Source organism: Thermogemmatispora sp., assembly GCF_042408735.1.
Taxonomy (GTDB): domain Bacteria; phylum Chloroflexota; class Ktedonobacteria; order Ktedonobacterales; family Ktedonobacteraceae; genus Thermogemmatispora.
Genome location: NZ_JBHOQV010000057.1, coordinates 54,999 through 75,497, shown reverse-complemented (window position 1 = coordinate 75,497; position 20,499 = coordinate 54,999). Strand labels below are relative to the sequence as shown.

Genomic DNA, 20,499 nt, shown 5'->3' with positions numbered 1-20,499 from the left:
ACCCAGTGGTTGACCGCCCGCCGAGTCGCACCCAGTGGTAGGAGATGCGCCGCGAGCGGAGAGGACGGAGCTTGCTCGCAGATTTTTCTCTCTTCCTTTCTTTCTTTCTTGACATCCTGATAACAGATCGCTATAGTAGAAACGGAGATTTAGCAAATAGCTATGTGAGGCACTATGGATCTCGCTGAGAAGCTCAGGCATTTACGGAAGGTGGAAGGAGAGCTACGGGGCCTCAACCGGCCTATGACGCAAACGGAAGTTGTTGCGGCTATGGAGAGGGAACTCGGTGAGACCATCAGCCAGGCCTACTTGTCGCAACTGGAGAGCGGGAAGCGGGTTCATCTGACAGCCTTCACCCGTGATCTGCTGGCGCGCTTTTTCAAGGTGCATCCGGGCTATCTGGTGAGCGACCCCCCCGACTTCAGTACCGATCTGCTGACCGACGTAGCCGAGGAGAGCGATCGCCTCTCTACCTGGCTGGAGGCCAGCGCCGAAGAGTGGCGGGCGGAGCCGGAGGTGGCGGGCTTTTTCACCGCCCTGGCACGCACAACGGACCCGCGCCGCTATCTGGCATTGTTGAGCGAGCTACTGGCCCTGCCCCTTGCTGAGCTGGAGCAGCTCGTACGGACCCTGGCCACCTCTGCCTCCGGCTCAGGCTCCGCCGAGCAGGAGCTGGCCCCTTAGCTGAAGCGGGCAGGGGCCTGGTCCGACTTGAGGAGCCAGCGCACAGGAAAAGGGTCATGGCGTTGTACGCCTGCAGAGCTGCAGCGTCTATACACAGTGGATCTGAAGGAAGAGTGTGCGACGATGCTTCGGCGCGAGCCGGGGGCATACGTCCACCAGCAGCAAAGGAGCCGGGTTATGGTCATTGCCACTGATCCGCTTTCACTGGTCTTCATCGGTTGCTTTCTGTTTGGGACCTTTTTCTTGATCATTTCGGCGCTGCTCGGGGGCCTGGGGCACGGCATGGCCCACCATGCTGGAGGAGCCGCCCCCCACGCCGCCAGCAGCCTGCATGGCCTCGCTCAACATCTGCACTTGCCCCACGCTCATGCGGGATCAGCTCTGCCCCACGCCCAGGTGGACGCTGGTGTTGGACACGCTGGCCACCTCCATGTCAGCGTGGCCGGCCACGCTGACCAGGCCGTACATGGGCACGGGATCCCCTCCCACGAGCAGGGCCAGGCCGCTCAGGTCAGCTCTCCTTCCTGGTTCTCTCACCTGTTGACCTTTGTTAACCCCTGGAGCGCGATCTTCTTTCTCCTCGGTTTTGGCTTCTTCGGCTATGTTTTCCACAACGTTACTCGCCTGGATGTCCTCTTCTCGCTCCTGCTCGCCCTCATCACAGGTCTGCTGCTGGCGGGGCTGGTACTGGCACTGCTGTTCCGTATCTTCGGCGACAGTGAGGCTGAGACCATTCAGGACGTCTCGGATCGCACAGGTCTGATCGGCAAGGTCAGCCTGCCAATCCGCCAGAATAGCATCGGCGAGGTGATCTATGTCTCGCCCGGCGGCCTCCGGAAGAGCGTCCCCGCCCGCAGCGTCGATGGCCAGCCTATCGAGCGCGGGCAGGAGGTGATTATTCTCCACTATGAGCATGGCGTCGCCGAGGTGGAGACCTGGGAACGCTTCTTCGAAGGCGAAGCGGGACAACACCCGCTCCGTACGCCGACCGATGCCGAATTGGAGCAGTTGCGCACACTCCTTCAGGACCAGGATGGAAACGATCGCTCCGAATTGCTTACTGGTAAAGATCTCTTGTGACATGCAGGAAAGGTAATCGTTCTAAGTAAGGAGTGTCTGTCATGTTCACTGGCGTTCTTGGGCTACTCATCGGCGGTGTCTTGCTGCTTGTGCTGCTGGTTATCATCGCTATCGCCCTCTGGGCCAGCATGCTGCGCAAGGTGGGACCGAACCGGGCCCTGATCATCTACGGGGCCGGGGGTACCGATGTGGTCACCGGCGGCGCAAAGTTCGTCTTCCCCTTGATCAGCCACGCTCAGGAGTTTCCTCTTGAATTGATGTCATTTGATGTAGCGCCGGTCCAGGATCTGTATACCTCACAGGGAGTGGCCGTCAACGTCGAGGCGGTCACTCAGATTAAGGTGCGCTCCGACAAGGAGAGTATCAAGACGGCGGCGGAGCAGTTCTTAAGCAAGAGCCAGCAGGAGCGCGAGAATCTGATCCGCCTGGTGATGGAGGGACACCTGCGCGGCATTGTGGGCCAGTTGACCGTCGAGGACCTGGTCAAGGACCCGGAGAGCGTGAGCGCCAAGATGCTCAAGACGGTCAGTGCCGATATGGAGAAGATGGGCCTGGAGGTCATTTCGTTCACAATTAAGGACGTGCGCGATAAGAACGACTACATCGCTAACATGGGGCGTCCGCAGATCGCTGAAATCCGCAAGCAGGCCGATATCGCTGCCGCCCTCGCCGCGCGCGATACCCAGATCCAGCAGGCCCAGGCAGCTCGCGAAGCAGCTATCGCACGCTCCCTTGCTGACCAGGAGCGTGCCAAGGCCGAGGCCGAATCCCAGGCCAAGCAGGCAGAGTACCAGCGCGATCTCTTGCTCAAGAAGGCAGCCTTTGACGCGGAGGTCAAGAAGCAGCAAGCGGCTGCCGACAAGGCCTACGATATCCAGGCCAATATTATGCAGCAGCAGGTTGTTGAGGAGGCCATTAAGGTCACCGAGGTCGAGAAGCACGCTCAGATCCGGGTGCAGGAGGCCGAAATCCAGCGCCGCGATCTGGAGCTGCAGGCCACTGTCCAGAAGGCCGCCGAGGCCGAGCGTCGGCGCATCGAGACGGTGGCTGAGGCCGAGCGGCAGCGCCTGATCCTCGAAGCTCAGGGCCAGGCCGACGCTGCTCGCATGCGCGGTATGGGCGAGGCCGAGGCCGCGCGCGCCCGCGGTATGGCGGAGGCCGAGGTGATCCGTGCCAAGGGTCTGGCAGAGGCCGAGGTGATCCGCGCTAAGGGTGAGGCGGAGGCGGAGGCGATGAAGGTCAAGGCCGCCGCTTACCATGAGTACAACCAGGCCGCTGTGCTCGATAAGCTCCTGACCAATATGCCCGAAATTGTGCGCGCCATCGCTGAGCCACTCAGCAAGGTCGATAAGGTGACAATTGTTTCAACTGGTAACGGCGCCAATGGTGTGGGCGCCAGCCGCCTCACAGGTGATATCATGAATATGGCGGCGCAGATTCCGGCGCTTTTCGAACTGCTCAGCGGGGTACGCATTAATGAATTGATGGCCCGCGTTCCTACGCTCAAGGGCCAGACCGACCAGCAGACCGCCAGCAGCGATGAGCGAGACAGCGAGGCCGAGGCCGGCGTTGATCGCTCGGGTGTCAGCAATCACCAGGCCTGAGATATGAGAGGGGAACCGCCAGCCGGCCGGCTCTCTGCCCCTCTGGCCAGGGTGAGCGGGAGACGGTCTCTAGCTGGATGACGCTTGTCCTTGTGGGGAAGACGTTGGGAGGCTCCGATCTGGCGCTTCTTGCAACGCTTCCCCCTGGCTGCTGTTCTGCCCCCCTGACAGAAGGGAGGTTCGCTACGCTTCTTTGGAAAGGGTTGTGCTATGAATCTGTTGGAACGAGTCCTTACGCTGCTGCGGATCAACATCGATGCTTTTATCGAGAAAGCCCCTGATCCGCAATCTTCCCTTCGGCAGTTACAGCTCGATATGCGCAACCAATTGGTGCAGGTGAAAACTCAGGTGGCCACAGCGATCGCTACCGCCCATCAGCTGCAGCGTCGTGCGCGCGAGAAACAAGAAGAGGCTGCCACCTGGCTCAAGAAGGTCGAGCAGGCACTACGTCAGGGGAACGAGGAGGCGGCTCGCTCTGCCCTCTTGCAGTACAATGAGGTCAATCGACTGGCCCTCCGCTATGAGCAGCAGCGTCAAGCTCAGGAGCAGCTTGCTCGTACAATGCGCGATGTCCTCCAGCAGCTTGAGTCGCGCCTGCGGGAATTGGAAACGACCAGCGATCTGCTAGAGATGAAGCAGCGTCAGGAACGTATCCAGCAGCGCGCTCTCAGCGAGATGCAGCGACGTCAGCAGGAGAGCGAGCCGCCTCGGCAGCGAACAGGACAGGCGACGACCCGACAACCCCTACACCCTCGATCGGGTCCATCCGCACCGGAAGCCGAGCGGCAGGCTCCGACTACCGAGTCTCTGGCCCCTTCTCTTTCTTCCTCCGCACACCTATCCCAGGCGCTGAGTGGGCAGGGCGCGCTGAGTGGGCAGGCCAGCCTGGCGGCCCTTGAGAAGCAGCTTCGCGATTTAGAGGCTCGTCATCAGGCAGGCAAGACGCTTTCCTCCGAGCAAGGCGGCAGAGACAACCTGGCAGGCGAAGATGCTCACGGGGAGGAAGAAGAAAAGGAGAAGGCCCCCTCTGCCTCTAGAAGGGGACGTTCCGGTCCGCGCAGAGCTACCAGCAAGGCGACAACGCGCACGACCGACGCCCTCGATAGGACAACCCTCACCGATCTTCCTCTCCTCGTAGAGACGCTGCAGACAGGCCTTCGTCCCCAGGACGATCAGTCCGAATAAGCCAGCCAGCGACCTGGCTGCGGCTTCGCTTACAGCAAGCCCTTCAGGCTTGCTCCTGGTTGACCAGGTCAGGGCTTCTGAGCAACGCCTGACGCCTCTGGTCCAGGCGGTGGTCAGGTCCTTTTCTTGCGCTTTCAGGCCGCGATACTCAAGGCCCTGGTCATGAGTATATGGTAGAGCGAGGGCGTCGGTTGGTGGGTGAACGATGCGAGCGCCCTCTCCCCTTCTCCTTTCAGTGGCTCCCAGGCGGGGGGAGGCTGGTCAGTGACTGAAGAGCAGAGTAAAGGCAATAAGGATGACCATACCGATGATCATGCCAATGATGAAGGAGTATTGATCTCTCCGGCGCTGCTCTTCTGTCTTTTGAGATTTACCCTGGCTTTCACTCATCGTTGTCCTTCTCTTCTCGGCTCAACTCTTACCAGCCGCAGTAAGTACTCGCTGCCCGGCTGCTTTATTTTGGATTATAGCGCAGCGGCAATCGCTCCCTCAACATTGGCCATCACTTCCATGCTTTCTTTCAGGTCAGCCTCGCGGGTAGTGACCAGCACATGAAAGGCGGTGCTTCCTCCCTCGATGAGGCGTAGAAGCAGACGGTGGTTTGAGCTGGTTACAACGAGGTCTTCATAGGGGCCCCAGTTCCCCAGCTCCAGGGAGCGCACAATGCCCTGGATAGCCGCCTTGAGATGGCCGCCCATCGGCGAGAGGTCGAGATCATCGACGGAGACCTGGGCAATCGGCAGGCCCTCCATGCTCAGCACGGCTGTGGCCACAAAGCCCGGAATGGCATAGCCCAGGGTCTGCAAGGCCGCCACAATGGCGCTGATGTTGCGGCGAGAGACGCGCGGTAAGGGACCACTGCGCGCGCCCGAGAGCGGCCCTGTGCCGGCGCCTGGCAGAGCGCCTGTTGTGCCTGCCAGTGAGGCGGAAGGTCCCAGGGCTGGTCGAGGGCCGGTCAGGGCGCCGGTGTCAGGTAGGGCTGGACTCTCCTGACGAGCCGCCGGAGAGGAGGAGGATGGCGAGAGCGAAAGGGGACCACTCCCTCGCCCAAGCGATCGGAGGCTCTGCAGTGGCCCGCCACTAGAGGGGGTGCCCGAGGCCGAGGAACTGGAGAGAGCCGTCGAAGGCTGACCTTCGTTTCCTCCAATCCGCCGGAGCCGAATGCCTGTATCGGTCGAGAGGGGAAGGTGTAAGGGCTGCTCTGGAGCGACTGGAGCTTGCTGACCAAAGACGGCAGAAGCAGGACGCCCATCTCCACCCTGCCTTTGAGTCGGCAAAACCGGCAACTGGCCAGTGGTCAAAGGAGAATGCCCCACTGGGATAACGGGCGGTAGCTCGGCCTGTGTTGGCTGCTCGGTTAACCACGAGGGAAGCTCTATCGCTTCAGAGGGAGGTAGACGCTGCAGACGATTGGGCGTTGGTATCTTGCCGGTGGTTCCGGCCCCAGCACCACCAGGCGCAGCCGAGGCCGCCGCCACATGACCGGTCACCGGCAGAGCGGCGCTGTCTCCGCTCCGCGCGGCCCCTCCATCCCGTCGCTGCTCGTTCCCCCCCAGCCTGGGCACATAGCCGGTAGCCATCCACCACTCGCGACCTCCATGCTCACCGGTCCCCTCCTGGGTGACCCCAACGCGCTTCTCTTCTGCAGACAGCGAAGGGGTGGCCGGCACGCTTCCACTCTCATCCAGCAGGCCGAAGGGGGTATCGTCGATCTCTTCCAGCGAGAGCGCGATCCGGCCCTGTTGCTCGCCAGTCGCCTGCTGCCCCGGGGCCGGCAGGACCCCGCTACCGGCTTCGCCGCCGCTGTACTTCGCCCGATACTGGAGGGCCTGCAGAATCAGGCGCGAGAGAGGCTGCGCCACATTCGGAGTGATCTCACCCTCCCAGGGTTGATAAGAGACCGTTCCGGTACGGTGAGCCGCCAGCGCAAAAAAAGCCTCTTCGCCTCGCAGCACTCCATATTCTGCCCAGATCAGTTCTCCGTTTTGGAAGCGCAAGAGGCCCCGCTCACCCTGGTCCGTGCTCACCACCAGGGCGATTTTTTTGCGGCTCATAGTCACAATCTGAATCACATCGAGGAGATCAAAGGAATCCAGGCTGGCGGAAAAACCTGGCTGGGCGAGCAGACGCCGCACCTCGGCTCTCAGGCGCTCCAGATTGAGAGGCTTATCAAGCAGGGCGGCCACGCCACGCTCAAGAGCCTGCGTTCGCTCCTCCCCTGCCTCGGGCGGGGTCAATAAGAGGACGGCAGTGCGTGGATAGTAGAGGCGCAACCAGCGTACCAGCTCAAAATCATCGGCGCTGGCTAACTTCAGCTCAGCAATCACAAGATGATGCATCTCGCGCCAGAGGAGACGCAGGGCCTCAGCCGTTCCACTCGCCCCCTGCACCAGGTACCCATCAGCGCGTAGGGCCGTGAGCATGGCCTGCCCATCTTCTGCATCATCGGTGACTACCAGAATGCGCGACTGCTCCGACATTTTTCACTATCCTCGTGCTTTCAGCATCCTCGTGCAGATCGATTATCCGTGGATCACATGCTTGAGAAGCCAGCGCATAGCTCGCTTTCGGTACCCTCATGCCTCGTCTGCTTGCGGCACCCCGTACAGGCCATCCTCCCCACCTCAGAGCTTTTTTTCCCCTCTCTCGCTACGGCACGATGATACCATGCTCCTGCTGGAATGACAAGCGGACGAGCATTTCCGCCACACGCACTGCAGAAGCTGACTCTTGCCCTCCAGCAAGCGAGTGGTGGCAGGCGGACAGGCAGAAAGACACGCGGTTAGGAAGAGAATGATCACGCCTGCTGCTCTTAGATACATAGTATCGGAAAAGGATTACTTTTGAAAAGGCTCTCCCCAAGAGAGGTTACCTTGCGCTGCCCAGAAACAGGAAAAGACCCTTCCATCTCATTCTGGGCCTCTTCCCCCCTACCAATCCGGGGGAGATCTCTCCCTGGGCTGGCATTGCAATTCCAGAGTCGACAAGCAGATCGCGGCCTCTGCAACTCCTGCAAGCCGCACAACTGCAGGTCGCGCCTGCAATGCAAAATCAGGGCCGACTGCTGACGGCGTAGCTCTTCCAGGTGGTCCACAGGATGGTATTGAAGGCTGCCGCAAGCTGACCGATCTCGCCTCAAATCTCGCGCCAGGGGGCAGGGATATCGTCCGCGTATAAAGGGAAAGAACAATGCAGTCGATACAGGTCTCCCCTGTCCGTGAGGAAGTCCATAGATAGGGGAGACCCTCGTTCGTCGCGTGTTCGACGGAGGATCTTTAGCAGTGGACAAGGGTCATTGAGGGACTGCTCGAAGAGCTTTCAAGACTACTTGCGTGAACCACCTCGACTGTCTCCGTGCACCAACAGGGATTTCTATCCAATTGCTTCATAATCTTATAGATACCGCAATCATAACACTCAAGCTCTGGTAGCCTTTCTATCACCAATAATCAAAAAGCATCGCTGATCTCCATGATCTTATTTTCATCTATTTAACTAATTTAATAATAAAAATGATTTTTGCATTTTTCTACTGAAACTGAAGTAACCGAGCCACCTCTTCATCAGCGCATTGCACCTTGATCTGTGACATCCGTATGTAGGGAGTATATCCCCCTGCCTAATACCCTCAATAAAGCCTCCCTGGCTGGGAGAGAGGAGGCGGTTTCCCTCACAATCCGCGACATGACAGGCATCGGTGGCCGCATTATAGGGCCATCGATGGCGCTTGACTGGAGAGATAGAAATCAGTCCCTCTGTGGCTAGCCGGAGAAGTATAAACTGGACACTGGCATTGTCCAATCCATATTGGTCCGTAATCATTTTCGTTGACAGGCTTTGTCCTGGTTGCCATTCTCCCGACAGGATACGTCGCCTGAGGTCCTGATCTGCTCGATCTGTTTTGGCAGTGGGCAACGCCCCAGGCGGTGCTGGCCGTCGAACGGCTGCAGATGCCTCCCGCGACACGCGAGCAGGTCCGGGGGCAAGCGCTCCGAGGTCGACTGGCCCTGTGGCAGTGGAGCCTGCTTCGACGCCGGGCGGAGCGGCAGGACCAGGAGCGAGGGCTGCGTGTCGTCGAGGTCGACCCAGCCTACACCAGTCAGACCTGCTCTCAGTGTGAGCGCGGGGACAGCGGCGTCGGCACCGCTTCACCTGTCCGGCCTGTGGCTGGCAGGAGCATGCCGATCTCAATGCGGCCCGGAATATTCGCGATCGCGCACGCTGTACACACGCTACTGCCCTTCGGGACACTGGGCAGCCGTCAACCAGCCCTGAAGCCCAGGCCGAGGGGGCTGCGGGCAAGTCCCTGGCTTGAGCCAGGCAGGGGTCGTTGACTAAGGCTCCTCTCTTTTTTGATCACAGCCGCCAGTAAGTGGCCCGCCCGCGACGAGGGCAGGCCCTCTCCCCGCTCCCAGGACGCAGGCGATCCCTGCCCTGCACAACGATCGCGCTTTGGGATATGCTATAGAAGAAGAAGAGAGAAGCCCCTACCCTCCTTACTCCTGACTTCTCTCTCAAGTCATGCGAGCAAGCAGCGAGGACCAAGAGCATGAAGGAAAGCGAAAGCGCACAGTTGCCGGAGAAAGAAGCCTGGAAGCGGGCGGTTGGCGAGGCCGCTGCCGCGCTGGTGGAGCCTGGCATGGTCATCGGCCTGGGCAGTGGCTCGACCGCCGAGTGGATGATCCGCGCGTTAGGGCGCCGCCTGCAGCAGGAAGGTCTACAGATTGTCGGGGCAGTGCCCACCTCGGAACGAACCGAGGCAGTGGCTCGCGCCGTGGGCCTTCCTCTGACCGACCTTGATCATCACCCTGAACTGGATCTGGATATCGATGGCACCGATGAGATCGATCCCCATCTCCATCTGATCAAGGGCGGCGGCGGAGCCTTGCTGCGCGAGAAGGTAGTGGCCTCGGCTTCACGCCGCTTCGTGGTGATCGCCGATATCAGCAAGCAAGTGCCCCTGCTTGGCCTGCAAGTGCCCCTACCTGTCGAAACCGTCCCCTTTGCTCTGACGCCCGTCAGACGGCGCCTCGAGGCTCTGGGGGCCGAGGCCCGCCTGCGCCAGCGCGCCGGCCAACCGTTCTATACGGATAATGGCAACCTCATTCTGGACTGCTATTTCTCGGAGGGTATCCCCGATCCGAGCGAGCTAGAAAACCGTTTGCGGCAGATCGTGGGCGTGGTCGAAACGGGCCTCTTCCTGCATCTGACCACCGAGGCCCTGATCGCCGGCCCAACCGGCATCACCCGCCTGGTCCGCGGCTCGGAGGCCGACAGTAGCCGCCCAGCAGGCCCAGCCGTTCCTTGACAGCTCACTTCCTTTCTCATTATAATCTTTTTAAGATACTTAAAAACCTCCTTTGACTTCTTTCTCGCAAGAGGAGAGGAGGTTTTTTTGTAGTCCAGGTATTTCTTCTTGTTGCAGCGCAGATGGATTCATTGCTGCGTCCTGGCCAGCGCAGGCACCTCTACTGGCTTGCTTGCTGCTTCGGCTGTTTGCCTGCCGGCGCTGGCAGACCAGGCAATGGTGAGCCGTCATAAGCTAGCTAGTGCTTCTGGACCAAAGGAGTGCCAGCGTTGAGCAACGATACGTTCAGCCCGCAGGGCAAGTTCACCCCTCCCAAGGAATCTCCCTGGTCTCTCTCGACAAGACGCATTGTCACCGCCGGCGTGTTGGCCGGCCTGACTATCTTGATGGCCTATATTCCCTTCGTTGGCTATATTCCTCTGCCAACGCCGGCGGGAGCGGCCACAACAGAGCACCTACCGGTTATTGTTGGTTCGGTTCTGGAAGGCCCGTTGGTCGGTATGATCACGGGTTTCTTTTTCGGCCTGACCAGCTTTCTGCGCGCCGGTAGCGCCCTGTTTAAGGACCCGCTGATTGCCTTCTTGCCGCGCATCCTGATCGGTCTGACTTCCTGGGTGGCTTTTGCGGCCCTGCAGCGCCTGAATCGCACGGCGGCCTCGGCCCTGGCCGGCGCTGTCGGCTCGGCTACCAATACGGTTTTTGTGCTCGGCCTTGGTTTTCTGCGGGGCTACCTGACCTGGGGCTTCATCGTGCTGATCATTCCCCAGGCTGTGGTAGAGGCGATCGCGGCAGCCGTCGTGATCACTCTGATCGTGCGCTCCTACGAGGCTGTGCGGGGCCGGCTGGCACGGGCTCGCGAGACCAGGCCACGCGATACGCTGCCCTACTGAGGAGCCAGACGGGCAGGCCGACTGAGCTATGATCGAGGTCAATAACGTTACGTTCCGCTACAGCGGCGATGCCGAAGAGGGCATCGCCCCCGCTCTGGAAGAGGTGACGCTGCGCATCGATGAGGGCGAAACAATCGCCCTCATCGGTCACAATGGCTCGGGCAAGAGCACGCTGGCCCGCCTGCTGGCGGCGATTGTGCTGCCTCAGCAGGGCAGTGTGATCGTCGATGGCCTGCGCACCGATGCCGGCGGCGAGAGTCTCTGGCAGATCCGCCAGTCCGTGGGCCTTGTTTTCCAGAATCCCGATGATCAGTTGGTCGCCAATACGGTGATCGATGAGATCGCTTTCGGGCCGGAAAATCTGGGCCTGCCGCGCTTCGAGATTGAGGAGCGCGTTGAGGAGATGCTCGATCTGCTTGATCTGCGCCCCTACGCCCGGCAGGCGGTGAGCGATCTCTCCCAGGGCCAAAAGCAACGCCTGGCGGTGGCCGGCGTCCTGGCTATGCGCCCTCGCTACTTGATCCTGGACGAGCCGACAACGATGATTCCGGGACGCACCGCCGAGCAACTGCTTGAGACGGTGCGCCGCCTGGCTCGCGAGCGCGGCATCAGCGTGCTCCATATTACACACTACATGCATGAGGTGGTCGATTTCGATCGGGTGATCGTCATGGACCGCGGGCACGTGCTGCTGGACGGGACACCGGCCAGCGTCTTGCGTCATGGCGAGGAGCTGGAGCGGGTTGGCCTGGGCTTGCCGCTGATTACACAGCTCGGCCAGCGTCTGCGCGCCAGAGGCTGGGCCCAGCTCCCCGAGGTGGTTCTGACTCTGGATGATCTGAAGGCGGCTTTATGCTCTTTGAAGTGAAGGATGTCTTCTATACTCGCATGCGTGGAACTCCCTTTGCTGTGGAGGCACTGAGGGGCTGTAGTCTGGCGATTCCCGAGGGGGAGATTACCGCGATTGTCGGGCCAACGCAGGCGGGCAAGTCAACGCTCTTGTTGATGCTCTTGGGCCTGCTGCGACCGAGTCGCGGCACGGTGCTCTTTCGCGGCCAGGATATCCATCAGGCACCTTTCGATGTCGAGCGTCTGCGCCTGCGGGTCGGCATTGTTTTTCAGTCGCCCGAGGCCCAGCTCTTCGAGGAGACGGTTGGCAAGGATGTCTCCTTCGGGCCGCGTCGGAAGAAGCTTCCCGCCGCGCAGTCGCGACGTCTGGTCCAGGAGGCGCTTGAGGCGGTGGGACTTCCCTACGAGGAGTTTCGTACACGCTATATTTCGTCTTTGAGTGGCGGACAGAAGCGGCGGGTGGCCATCGCTGGGGTGCTGGCGCTGGAGCCAGAGGCCATTCTCTTCGATGAGCCAACAGCCGGCCTCGATCCCCAGGGCCGGCAGGAACTGCTGGCTCTGATTCGGCGCTTGAAGGCCGAGCGTCGGCTGACTATCGTGCTCACTTCCAGTAGTCTGGCCGATGTGGCCGCCCTGGCCGACCAGGTGATCGTTCTTCATGAAGGGCGCGTGGTGCTGAACGGCAGCCCGCGCGAGGTCCTGGCCCGCGCCGAGGAGCTGCTCGCGCTCGATATTACTTTGCCCGAGATTACGCGGATCGCTCTGGGTCTGCGTTCGCTCTGGCCCGCTCTGCGCTGCGATGTGCTGACTCTGGCTGAGCTTGAAGAAGAGCTTGCTCGCTTCCTGCCTCGGACCACGAGCCAGGAACCACAGCCTTCTTTTCCTGATGCTTGCCAGTAGGTGGAGACGATGATTGAGATCTCGCGCCATATCTCGTTCGGCCAGTACGTCGATAATGGCTCCCGGCTGACGCGTCTTGACCCACGGGCCAAGATCCTGTGTTTTACTCTGATCGTTGCAGCTTTTACCTACATTAGCCAGTTCTCAGCCCTGGCTCTCTGCCTGGTTTCTTGTCTGCTTTTGCAGTGGCTCTCTCGCCTGCCTCTGCGCTACGTGCTCCAGGGCATGCGGCTGTTCATTACTTTTCTGCTGATCCTCTACGCTTTCCAGGTGCTGTTCTATACGTCGAATACCCAGGCGGCCAGCGTGATCTGGCATTGGGGGGTGCTGACGATCTCATGGGAGGGAATCATCCACAGTACCCAGGTCGATCTACGAGTGATTTTCCTCTACTATTTGACCTCGCTCCTGATGTTGACTACTTCGCTGGTCGATCTGGCCGATGGGGCGGAGGCGCTGCTGCGCCCCCTGCGACGCCTGGGACTGCCGGTCCATGAGCTGGTGATGGTCTTTGTGGTTGCGCTGAAGTTTGTGCCACTTCTCATTACCGAGGTCGAGCGCCTGAGTATCGCTCAGGCAACGCGCGGGGTGCGCTTCGGTCGCGGCAATCCCTGGCAGCGCATTCGCGCACTGAGTGGGATCATCGTCCCCCTGTTCATGAGCGGGCTGCAGCGCGTGGAGATGCTGAGCACAGCGATGGAGGCCCGTTGCTATCGGGCCGGTTATCGCGGCTGGCGTCGCAGTAAGCTGCGCGCTTTACGCTGGACCGGCTCAGACAGCCTGGCCCTGGCCAGCAGTCTGCTGCTGTGCCTGCTGCTGGTGACGCTCAATCTTATCAGTCCCTTCTAGCCTGGCTATGAGGTGGAACAGCCGGTACCCCCGCTTCTCTCCACTCCTTCTGATGCTGTGCCTATCTTGATGTGAGCGTCTGATCGCTTTTGCAGTCTCCTCCTGCCATCTTCACAGGCCGGCAGGGCCGCGGGCCGCCCTGCCCTCTCCCCCCCTTCTTTCAACATCTCGCTCTCCGGCTTTGACCCCCCTGGCGCTCTTGCCAGGCCGCTTTGGGCCATTATACCGAGAGAAAATGTTGACAAACCATCGCTTAATCCGTAAAATTATATCATAAACTATCAGATCCATCCGGCGAGAGCGAGGGGGTGAGCTGCGGGGAAGGTTTGGGGGCCTGCGCTGGTCGTTGCTGTCGCCGTGAGTGTTTGGCACGACCGCGCGGGCTGGATCAGCGAGGAAGGTAATCAGGCAGGTATATGGAGATGACCGGCATAGATCTTGACGTTGATATCCTTGTGATCGGTGGGGGTGTTGTTGGCTGCGCGATTCTGCGCGAGCTGGCGCGTTACGATGCCCGGGTCGCTTTGCTGGAGCAGTACCCGGACGTGTGCGAGGGGACCAGCAAGGCTAATAGTGCTATTGTGCATACTGGCTTCGATGCCCGGCCTGGCACCCTGGAGGCACGCTTGCTGGCCGAGGCGCGCCTGCTCTGGCCGGAGGTTATCGCGCACCTGCACATTCCCTATCTGCAGACGGGGGCGCTGATGGTGGCTCTCAACGAGCAGGAACAGGCCACTATCGCCGAGGAGATCATTCCCAAAGCCGAGGCCAACGGAGTGAGGTTAGAGCCGTTGGGTCGGGCCGAGATTCTGGAGGCGGCCCCCTACGTCAACGAGCGGATCGTGGGCGGAGTCCTGGTTGAGGGCGAAGGGGTGATTGATCCTTTCTGGACGACGCGCGCTTACTGTGAGCATGCCCTCCTCAACGGGGCTCAGCTCTTTCTGGGGGAGCGGGTGACGGCCATTGAGGTGGAAGCTCGTCGCCTCCTGGTGCGCACGGAGAGCGGCAAGAGGTTCTCCGCTTCTCTCGTGGTCAACGCCGCAGGGCTGTGGGCCGACGAGGTGGCGCGCCTGGCGGGAGATACTTCTTTCAGGCTGACTCCGCGCAAAGGGGAATTTCTCATCACCGAGGAGGATCATGGGGTGGCCCAGATCGTTCTGCCGGTCCCCAGCGAGGTCTCCAAGGGTATTTTGGTGACGCCGATCGTTTTCGGCGGCGTCTTGCTCGGGCCGACCGCGGAGGATGTCAGCGATAAAAGGGATCTGGCGACGACGGTGGCAGGCCAGCAGCGCATTCGCGCGGGGGTTGCCAGGCTGGTGCCGGCCATGGCCACGGCCTCTACAGTGCGCCAGTTCGCCGGCCTGCGCGCCGTGAGCAGCACCGGTGACTACATCATTCGCCCTTCGACCGTCAGCGAGCGCCTGATCCACGTGGCAGGCATTCGCTCTACCGGCCTGTCTGCTTCACCGGCCATCGGGCGCTATGTGGGAAGGCTGGTCAGTGAGACGCTGGAGCTGCCTCTGCGCACGAGCTACCGTGAGGCGCTGCCGGAGCCGCTCAGTGGAGCCGCCCAGGAAGATGGGGAGGTGGTCTGTCTCTGCCGTTCGATTACGCGGGGGGAGATCCTGGCCGCCCTGCGCTCAACTCTTCCTCCGAGAACACTGGACGGCTTGAAGCGGCGAACGGGGGCGATGTTGGGCGAGTGCCAGGGGAACCTCTGCCTTCCTCGTCTTATCGAGCTGTTCCAGCAAGAGCTGGGACGCGACCCCTGGTCTTTAGAGAAACATGCTCCCGGCTCGCGCTTGCTGGCCGCGCGGCCAGCCTCTCTGGAGAGCACACCCGCTTATAGCGGCGAGCGACCCGATGGCCAGCAGTAGAGTAGACAAGGTGCACTCTGGCTTGCTCGCGCAGCCAGGCCACGGACCGCGCGGGGAGAGGCTGGCAGCACATCAGCAAAAAGCGAAGGATATAGACGACGAGGAAGGAGCAGATGTCAGGCACGTACCTTGGAGGACAGACCTCTATGGAAGATCTGCACGAGGGCGAGGTTTATGATGTGGCCATCGTTGGGGCCGGCCTGAGCGCCTTGAGTCTGCTGCGCAGCGGGGCTACAGCCCTCGGACGCAGCGTGGTAGTTGATTACCAGGAACAGGCTGGTGGTCTGCTGCGCTACCTGTTGCCCGCTGAGGGCTTCGGGGAAGCCTGGGAGCTGCTGCAAGATTTTCAGCCTCCCCAGGGGGTCAGGCTGCTCTTGCAGACGACGGCGGTGGGACTGCTGCCCGCCAGCGATGCTGGGAGAACCCATACGCTGGTCGTGCGCCGGCGTCAGGGCACGGCCCATCTGCGCGCCCACCAGGTGGTGATTGCTTGTGGGGGGCTGGAGCGCCCACGCGAGCACGACGCTATTCCAGGAACACGCCCGGCAGGAGTGATGACGCCGATTCTGGCCTTGCAGTTGCTGGCCAGGGGCTATCTGCCAGGACGACGCGCCCTGGTCTACGGCGCTTCGCGCTACGCCCTTGCCACGGCCAGACGCCTGGCAGAGGCCGGTATGGAGGTACTCACGGCAGCCCCCGCCGGGGATAATGGTCTGCAGGCCCGGCTCTGTGGCACCTTGCAGGAGATCTGCGGCTTCCCCCGGCTCAGCGCTGTTCGCCTGCTCTGCGACCAGCAGACGGTGGAGGTCGAGGTCGATACCCTGGTCTATGCCGCCGGCCTGCTGGCTAATACCCACTGGCTCAAAGGCAGTGGGCTGGCGCTGACCCCGGCAGGAACCATCGCCGTCGATGCCGGCTACCGGACCAATATTCCCGGCATCTACGCGATCGGAACGGTGATCAGACCTGAGCTGGACCATCAGTCTTCTGTGCGCATGGGGAAAGAGGTAGCAGCCTTGCTGCCGGGAGGTGTATTATGAAGCTCAATGGAGCAGTCAGCGTCAGAGCCGCTCGGGAAGAGGTCTGGCAGATCTTTATGGACCCGGCCCAGCTCTGTCGCGTTGTTCCAGGCTGCGAGGAGGCGCGGCGTCTGGATGACACCCATTACGAGGCGCTGCTGGCTGTCAAGATTCAGTTCATGACCATTCGCGCCCGCGCCCACGGCACTTTGCTGGAGGCCCGAGAGCCAGAGCATCTGGTGGCCGAGATGGTCGGCGAGCCGCTGGCAATGGCCGGGGCCTTCCGCTCCCACTTAGTCGTCGACCTGATCCCCATCGCGGGAGGAACGGAGGTACGCTACACGATCGAGCTTTCGATGCTGGGACGCCTGGCCAGCTTGGGCGAGGCCATCATCCGAGCGACGGCGAACCGCCTGGCCTCACAGTTTGCCAGCAACGTTGCTCAGCTCTTCTCCGCTCAGGTCCGAGAAGATGGCCAGTCCTAGCCTGGCGTTGATCCTGGACTTGCCCACTCACGGCTCACTACCAGCCAGGACCGGCTGGTTGCGTCAGGCCAGGGCAATCGGCCTCACTCGCCACCTATTTATCTACTCCCTAACGATCCCTAACGGATCGACGCTATCATAGGCTCTGCCGGGCAGGTAAGCGCCCCGATACGGTCCTGAGCTGAGCATAGTCGAGCTATCCTGTATAGCACAGCATCAGCCTGGCTAGCAAGGGAGCTAGCGTAGCGCCCACGAGGCTGAGGCTGGCATCGTCGCTCAGCCAGCGGTTGATCACGGACGCACCTGTAGTCGCCCTGCAGGAGAAAGGAGCACCTTCTATGTCGCTCAGCGAGCAACCACAGCTTCTCTCTGAAGAGCAGCTTGTCGAAAAGTTCGGCTACCGGCAGGAGTTTCGCCGCGAACTGAAGCGCTTCGCTTCTTTCGCCGTGGGTTTCTCCTTTATCTCGATCACAACAGGCATTTTCACTACCTACGGCTCGGTGCTGAACTGGGGCGGGCCTCGCGGCATCTGGACCTGGCCCCTGGTCATTGTAGGCCAGCTCCTGGTGGCGCTTGTCTTTGGGGCTTTGGCTTCGCGCATTCCATTGGCCGGCTACTCCTATCAGTGGGCCTCGCGCCTGATTAATCCTAAGATCGGCTGGCTCACGGGCTGGATCTCCTTCACCTTTCTGGTGGTCGATGTTGTAGCTGTCGATTATGCCGTAGCTCAGACGGTCTTGCCGACGCTCTTTGGCTACACAGAGACAGCGGTCAACGCCTGGATCGCCACCGCGGCGGTGATCTTGATCCAGACGCTGCTAGTGCTCTTTTCTACGGTCTGGGCGACGCGCATCAACAACACCGCCGTTGGCACTGAGGTGATTGGCATCGTGGGCCTGACCTTGCTGCTGTTGATTGTTGGTGGCGTGCGCGGCCTGCTGCACCCCGATCATCTCTTTAGCACAGGCAATGTTCCCGCCACCAACTACTTCAGCCTCGGCGGCCTCTTTTCCAGCGGCCCCTTCATGCTCTCCTTCCTGCTGGGAGCTTTCACGATTGTGGGCTTCGAGGCGGCCGCTAATCTGGCCGAAGAGACCCATGAGGCCCATCGCACGGTCCCATTCGCTATGTGGTCCTCGGTCCTGTTGAGCGGTGTTGTTGGCTTCGCCTTTCTGATTGCTCTCAACCTGGCCTCGGATAACCTGCAGGCCCTGGCCGGCTCGGCAACGCCCGTGGCCGATATCATTACTCATGTGCTTGGGCCGATCGTCGGCGATATCTTCCTGGTGCTGGTGACCTTTTCAATCTTTGCCTGCGGGCTGGTGATCTTTATCACGCTCACACGCCTGATCTGGGCGATGTCGCGCGATGAGCGTTTCCCGGCTTCGCACTGGCTGCGCCAGGTCAATCCGAATACGGGCACCCCGGTCCCCTCGACCGTGCTCTCCTTCGTCCTGTGCGAGCTGGTCCTGGCTCTCTTCGCCGGCATCGGCCTGGCTTTGAACCAGACGACTACTCTCAGCAACCTCTTCTCGGCGGCCACTCTCCTGCCTGCGATTATCTACCTGTTAACGGTGATCTACTACATGGTCGCCCGGCGACGGTTGCCAGCCATTCCAGGCGGCCTCAATTTGGGTGTCTTCGAGTGGCCGGTGGTCGTCCTGGCTCTGGTCTGGCTGGTCTTCGAACTGCTGATCTTCCGCGATGCCCAGTTCGCTGTGCCCTGGCTCTATACGCTGGGTATGTTCGCGCTCGGCCTGATCTATTTCGTCTGGCTGCTGATCGCACGCCCCGAGGTCCTCAAGACGGTGCCGATCGAGGAGACTGTACGCGCCCTGGGCAATTCCTCAGCTTCTGCCGAGATCTCGGGTTCGTCAACGACCTAGTCGCGCCAGCGCTTTCGATCCGACTGGGCCAACCGGCTGACCATCCCTGCTCGTGCGCTGGAGCTGGCTTTCTACAGGTAGAGGGGAGGACGGCGCATGAGCAGGGCCACAGGCAGGCGACGAGCGCGAGGCCGCCCGCCGGTCAGGCTGCGTTGGACAGGGCATCAGTACAGGAGGAGAGCAAGGATGATGGCTCCCGCAATACTGGCTATCGATCAGGGAACCACCCGCACAAAAGCGCTGATCTTCGACGCCGAGGCGCGCTGTCTGGCCCAGGCAGCCAGCGAGGTACCTCTGACGTACCCGCAGCCGGGCTGGGTGGAACAGAATCCCTATGATTTACTGGAGAGCGTGATCGCTAATGCCCGCGCGGCCATTCAGGCCGCCGGCGAGGTGCCCCTGCTGGCCTGCGGCCTGGCGAATCAGGGCGAGACGGTGGTGGTCTGGCACCGGCGCAGCGGGCAGCCGCTCTACAATGCTATTAGCTGGCAGGACCGCCGCACCGATCTGCTGTGCGAGCAGCTGCGCCGTGAGGGGGCTGAGCACGTGATCCGCGAGCGCACAGGACTGCCGCTCGATCCCTATTTTTCGGCGACCAAGATCCGCTGGATTCTGGATAATGTCCCAGGGGCCCGTGAGCTGGCCGCTCGCGGCGAGTTGCTGGCCGGGACCACCGATGCCTGGCTGATGTGGTGCTTGCTGGGCGAGCATCGCACCGATGAGACGACGGCTTCACGCACGATGCTCTATAATCCGCGCCTGCGCGATTGGGACGAGGAGGTTCTGGCCCTGCTGGAGATTCCTCGCTCGATCTTGCCCGAAATCCAGCCCTCCTGCTCGCTCTTCGGAACGATCTCGGCGGAACACTTCGGGCACCCTTTGCCGCTGACAGCCTCACTGGTGGATCAACAGGCGGCCCTCTTCGGTCAGGCATGCTACGCGCCAAATGATGTCAAGGTAACCTACGGTACCGGGGCCTTTATCTTACTCAACGCCGGCCCAACGCTGCCTACCTCGCGCCACGGCTTGCTGCCAACGGTGGCCTGGTCACGCGGCGAGGAGATCGTTTATGCCCTCGATGGGGGGATCTATGTGGCCGGGGCCGCTATCCAGTGGCTGCGCGATATCGGCCTGGTCCATAGTCCAGAGGAAACTCTGGAGCTGGCGCTCTCGGTCCCCGACAGCGGCGGCGTCTTCTTCGTTCCGGCCCTGGCTGGCCTCGCTGCTCCCTATTGGGATAGCTACGCCCGCGGGACGATCATCGGCCTGACTCGCGGGACAACACGCGCTCATCTGGTACGGGCCACCCTGGAGGGAATCGCCTTTAGTACCCGCGATGTGCTGCAGGCCATGACTCAGGATACCGGACGCCCAATCCGTAGCTTGAAGGTCGACGGCGGCGCTTCGGCCAATAGCTTTCTGATGCAGGCGCTGGCCGATATCACTGGGGTCGAGGTCCACATCGCCGCCGTCCAGGAAACCACAGCGCTGGGCGCCGCTTTTCTGGCGGGGATCGGGGCCGGCCTCTGGCACGACCAGACGGAAACCGCCCGCCTCTGGCGCGAAGCTAGAGTCTACCGACCCCGCGGCAATGGCTCGATCGAGGCCCTCTATCGCCGCTGGTTTAACGCGGTAGAGCGGGCCCGCGGATGGGCCGCGATTGCTTGAGTCGGCTTTCCCTCCAGCTACGACCACCGCCCTCTCTTTATCATCTCAATTATCTCAGCCTCACCGCCGGTCTCTGTTGAGTTTCGGGGAGCTGCCTCCGGGCCTGGCCCGCACCAATGGTCTGGAGCGGCTCCCCTTTCTCTCTCACTCTCCCCCTCATCCCTCTACCTCAGCAGGGCCGTCGGACCCCTCCTGGGACGAACAGATGCTCTTGA

The 20,499-nt window shown here is 61.4% G+C and carries 17 protein-coding genes and 2 pseudogenes; 16 read left to right on the top strand and 3 right to left on the bottom strand.

Annotation, left to right across the window (positions count from 1 at the left end):
- Positions 1-243: 243 nt before the first annotated feature.
- The 4 genes from ACFMO7_RS04495 to ACFMO7_RS04480 all read left to right on the top strand — a co-directional run bounded on the left by ACFMO7_RS04495 (position 244) and on the right by ACFMO7_RS04480 (position 4,553).
- On the top strand, positions 244-684 hold the full coding sequence (locus ACFMO7_RS04495) for a transcriptional regulator (protein ID WP_376794326.1): 441 nt from the start codon (positions 244-246) through the stop codon (positions 682-684).
- A 177-nt stretch (positions 685-861) separates the two neighbouring features.
- On the top strand, positions 862-1,764 hold the full coding sequence (locus tag ACFMO7_RS04490; protein ID WP_376794325.1) for a hypothetical protein: 903 nt from the start codon (positions 862-864) through the stop codon (positions 1,762-1,764).
- A 41-nt stretch (positions 1,765-1,805) separates the two neighbouring features.
- On the top strand, positions 1,806-3,368 hold the full coding sequence (locus ACFMO7_RS04485) for an SPFH domain-containing protein (protein ID WP_376794324.1): 1,563 nt from the start codon (positions 1,806-1,808) through the stop codon (positions 3,366-3,368).
- Positions 3,369-3,578: 210 nt separating this feature from the next.
- Positions 3,579-4,553, top strand: coding sequence for a PspA/IM30 family protein (locus ACFMO7_RS04480; RefSeq protein ID WP_376794323.1), 975 nt, complete (start codon positions 3,579-3,581; stop codon positions 4,551-4,553).
- Positions 4,554-4,814: 261 nt separating this feature from the next.
- Here the strand turns inward: ACFMO7_RS04480 and ACFMO7_RS04475 are convergent, their stop codons facing one another.
- From ACFMO7_RS04475 to ACFMO7_RS04465, 3 genes are all read right to left on the bottom strand, one after another.
- Positions 4,815-4,943, bottom strand: coding sequence for a hypothetical protein (locus tag ACFMO7_RS04475; protein WP_262982320.1), 129 nt, complete (start codon positions 4,941-4,943; stop codon positions 4,815-4,817).
- Positions 4,944-5,017: 74 nt separating this feature from the next.
- A complete protein-coding gene (locus ACFMO7_RS04470) occupies positions 5,018-7,033 on the bottom strand; it encodes a response regulator (RefSeq protein WP_376794322.1) in 2,016 nt (671 codons plus the stop codon).
- 1,015 nt (positions 7,034-8,048) lie between these two features.
- Entirely contained in the window at positions 8,049-8,519 is a 471-nt protein-coding gene (locus ACFMO7_RS04465) for a GntR family transcriptional regulator (protein WP_376794321.1), read from the bottom strand.
- Between ACFMO7_RS04465 and ACFMO7_RS04460 the strand changes: the two are divergent.
- The 12 genes and pseudogenes from ACFMO7_RS04460 to glpK form a co-directional block, all read left to right on the top strand.
- A pseudogene (locus ACFMO7_RS04460) lies at positions 8,504-8,665 on the top strand (zinc ribbon domain-containing protein); the annotation flags it as partial. The gene ACFMO7_RS04465 and the pseudogene ACFMO7_RS04460 sit on opposite strands and share 16 nt — an antisense overlap.
- A 32-nt stretch (positions 8,666-8,697) precedes the next feature.
- Positions 8,698-8,868, top strand: a pseudogene (locus ACFMO7_RS04455) (zinc ribbon domain-containing protein); the annotation flags it as partial.
- 234 nt (positions 8,869-9,102) lie between these two features.
- A complete protein-coding gene (gene rpiA / locus ACFMO7_RS04450) occupies positions 9,103-9,861 on the top strand; it encodes a ribose-5-phosphate isomerase RpiA (RefSeq protein ID WP_376794320.1) in 759 nt (252 codons plus the stop codon).
- A gap of 269 nt (positions 9,862-10,130) precedes the next feature.
- Positions 10,131-10,751 (top strand): ECF transporter S component, encoded by a 621-nt coding sequence (locus tag ACFMO7_RS04445; RefSeq protein ID WP_376794319.1) that lies wholly within the window; start codon positions 10,131-10,133, stop codon positions 10,749-10,751.
- Positions 10,752-10,779: 28 nt separating this feature from the next.
- Positions 10,780-11,619: an ATP-binding cassette domain-containing protein gene (locus tag ACFMO7_RS04440; RefSeq protein ID WP_376794318.1), complete on the top strand. Its 840-nt coding sequence runs from the start codon at positions 10,780-10,782 to the stop codon at positions 11,617-11,619.
- Positions 11,604-12,500, top strand: a complete 897-nt coding sequence (locus ACFMO7_RS04435) for an ATP-binding cassette domain-containing protein (RefSeq protein WP_376794317.1) — start codon at positions 11,604-11,606, stop codon at positions 12,498-12,500. The genes ACFMO7_RS04440 and ACFMO7_RS04435 overlap by 16 nt, the downstream gene beginning before the upstream one ends.
- Positions 12,501-12,509: 9 nt before the next feature.
- The gene (locus ACFMO7_RS04430) at positions 12,510-13,349 is read left to right on the top strand and encodes an energy-coupling factor transporter transmembrane component T family protein (protein ID WP_376794316.1); all 840 of its coding nucleotides are present in this window, start codon (positions 12,510-12,512) and stop codon (positions 13,347-13,349) included.
- A 422-nt stretch (positions 13,350-13,771) separates the two neighbouring features.
- Positions 13,772-15,226: an NAD(P)/FAD-dependent oxidoreductase gene (locus ACFMO7_RS04425; protein ID WP_376794315.1), complete on the top strand. Its 1,455-nt coding sequence runs from the start codon at positions 13,772-13,774 to the stop codon at positions 15,224-15,226.
- A 146-nt stretch (positions 15,227-15,372) separates the two neighbouring features.
- Positions 15,373-16,266 (top strand): NAD(P)/FAD-dependent oxidoreductase, encoded by an 894-nt coding sequence (locus ACFMO7_RS04420; RefSeq protein WP_376794314.1) that lies wholly within the window; start codon positions 15,373-15,375, stop codon positions 16,264-16,266.
- Complete coding sequence (locus ACFMO7_RS04415) at positions 16,263-16,730, top strand: CoxG family protein (protein WP_376794313.1); 468 nt, start codon at positions 16,263-16,265, stop codon at positions 16,728-16,730. Before ACFMO7_RS04420 ends, ACFMO7_RS04415 begins: the two co-directional genes overlap by 4 nt.
- Before the next feature lie 338 nt (positions 16,731-17,068).
- Positions 17,069-18,616, top strand: coding sequence for an amino acid permease (locus tag ACFMO7_RS04410; RefSeq protein WP_376794312.1), 1,548 nt, complete (start codon positions 17,069-17,071; stop codon positions 18,614-18,616).
- Between the two features lie 189 nt (positions 18,617-18,805).
- Positions 18,806-20,284, top strand: a complete 1,479-nt coding sequence (gene glpK, locus ACFMO7_RS04405; protein WP_376794341.1) for a glycerol kinase GlpK — start codon at positions 18,806-18,808, stop codon at positions 20,282-20,284.
- Positions 20,285-20,499 lie beyond the last annotated feature (215 nt).

What these genes read in the sequence shown, in the direction of transcription:
- ACFMO7_RS04470 (WP_376794322.1), bottom strand. Translation starts at nt 7,033, where the DNA reads ATGTCGGAGCAGTCGCGCATTCTGGTAGTCACCGATGATGCAGAAGAT.
- ACFMO7_RS04435 (WP_376794317.1), top strand. Translation starts at nt 11,604, where the DNA reads ATGCTCTTTGAAGTGAAGGATGTCTTCTATACTCGCATGCGTGGAACT.
- rpiA (WP_376794320.1), top strand. Translation starts at nt 9,103, where the DNA reads ATGAAGGAAAGCGAAAGCGCACAGTTGCCGGAGAAAGAAGCCTGGAAG.
- ACFMO7_RS04410 (WP_376794312.1), top strand. Translation starts at nt 17,069, where the DNA reads ATGTCGCTCAGCGAGCAACCACAGCTTCTCTCTGAAGAGCAGCTTGTC.
- glpK (WP_376794341.1), top strand. Translation starts at nt 18,806, where the DNA reads ATGGCTCCCGCAATACTGGCTATCGATCAGGGAACCACCCGCACAAAA.
- ACFMO7_RS04475 (WP_262982320.1), bottom strand. Translation starts at nt 4,943, where the DNA reads ATGAGTGAAAGCCAGGGTAAATCTCAAAAGACAGAAGAGCAGCGCCGG.
- ACFMO7_RS04420 (WP_376794314.1), top strand. Translation starts at nt 15,373, where the DNA reads ATGGAAGATCTGCACGAGGGCGAGGTTTATGATGTGGCCATCGTTGGG.
- ACFMO7_RS04430 (WP_376794316.1), top strand. Translation starts at nt 12,510, where the DNA reads ATGATTGAGATCTCGCGCCATATCTCGTTCGGCCAGTACGTCGATAAT.
- ACFMO7_RS04425 (WP_376794315.1), top strand. Translation starts at nt 13,772, where the DNA reads ATGACCGGCATAGATCTTGACGTTGATATCCTTGTGATCGGTGGGGGT.
- ACFMO7_RS04415 (WP_376794313.1), top strand. Translation starts at nt 16,263, where the DNA reads ATGAAGCTCAATGGAGCAGTCAGCGTCAGAGCCGCTCGGGAAGAGGTC.
- ACFMO7_RS04485 (WP_376794324.1), top strand. Translation starts at nt 1,806, where the DNA reads ATGTTCACTGGCGTTCTTGGGCTACTCATCGGCGGTGTCTTGCTGCTT.
- ACFMO7_RS04480 (WP_376794323.1), top strand. Translation starts at nt 3,579, where the DNA reads ATGAATCTGTTGGAACGAGTCCTTACGCTGCTGCGGATCAACATCGAT.
- ACFMO7_RS04495 (WP_376794326.1), top strand. Translation starts at nt 244, where the DNA reads ATGACGCAAACGGAAGTTGTTGCGGCTATGGAGAGGGAACTCGGTGAG.
- ACFMO7_RS04490 (WP_376794325.1), top strand. Translation starts at nt 862, where the DNA reads ATGGTCATTGCCACTGATCCGCTTTCACTGGTCTTCATCGGTTGCTTT.
- ACFMO7_RS04440 (WP_376794318.1), top strand. Translation starts at nt 10,780, where the DNA reads ATGATCGAGGTCAATAACGTTACGTTCCGCTACAGCGGCGATGCCGAA.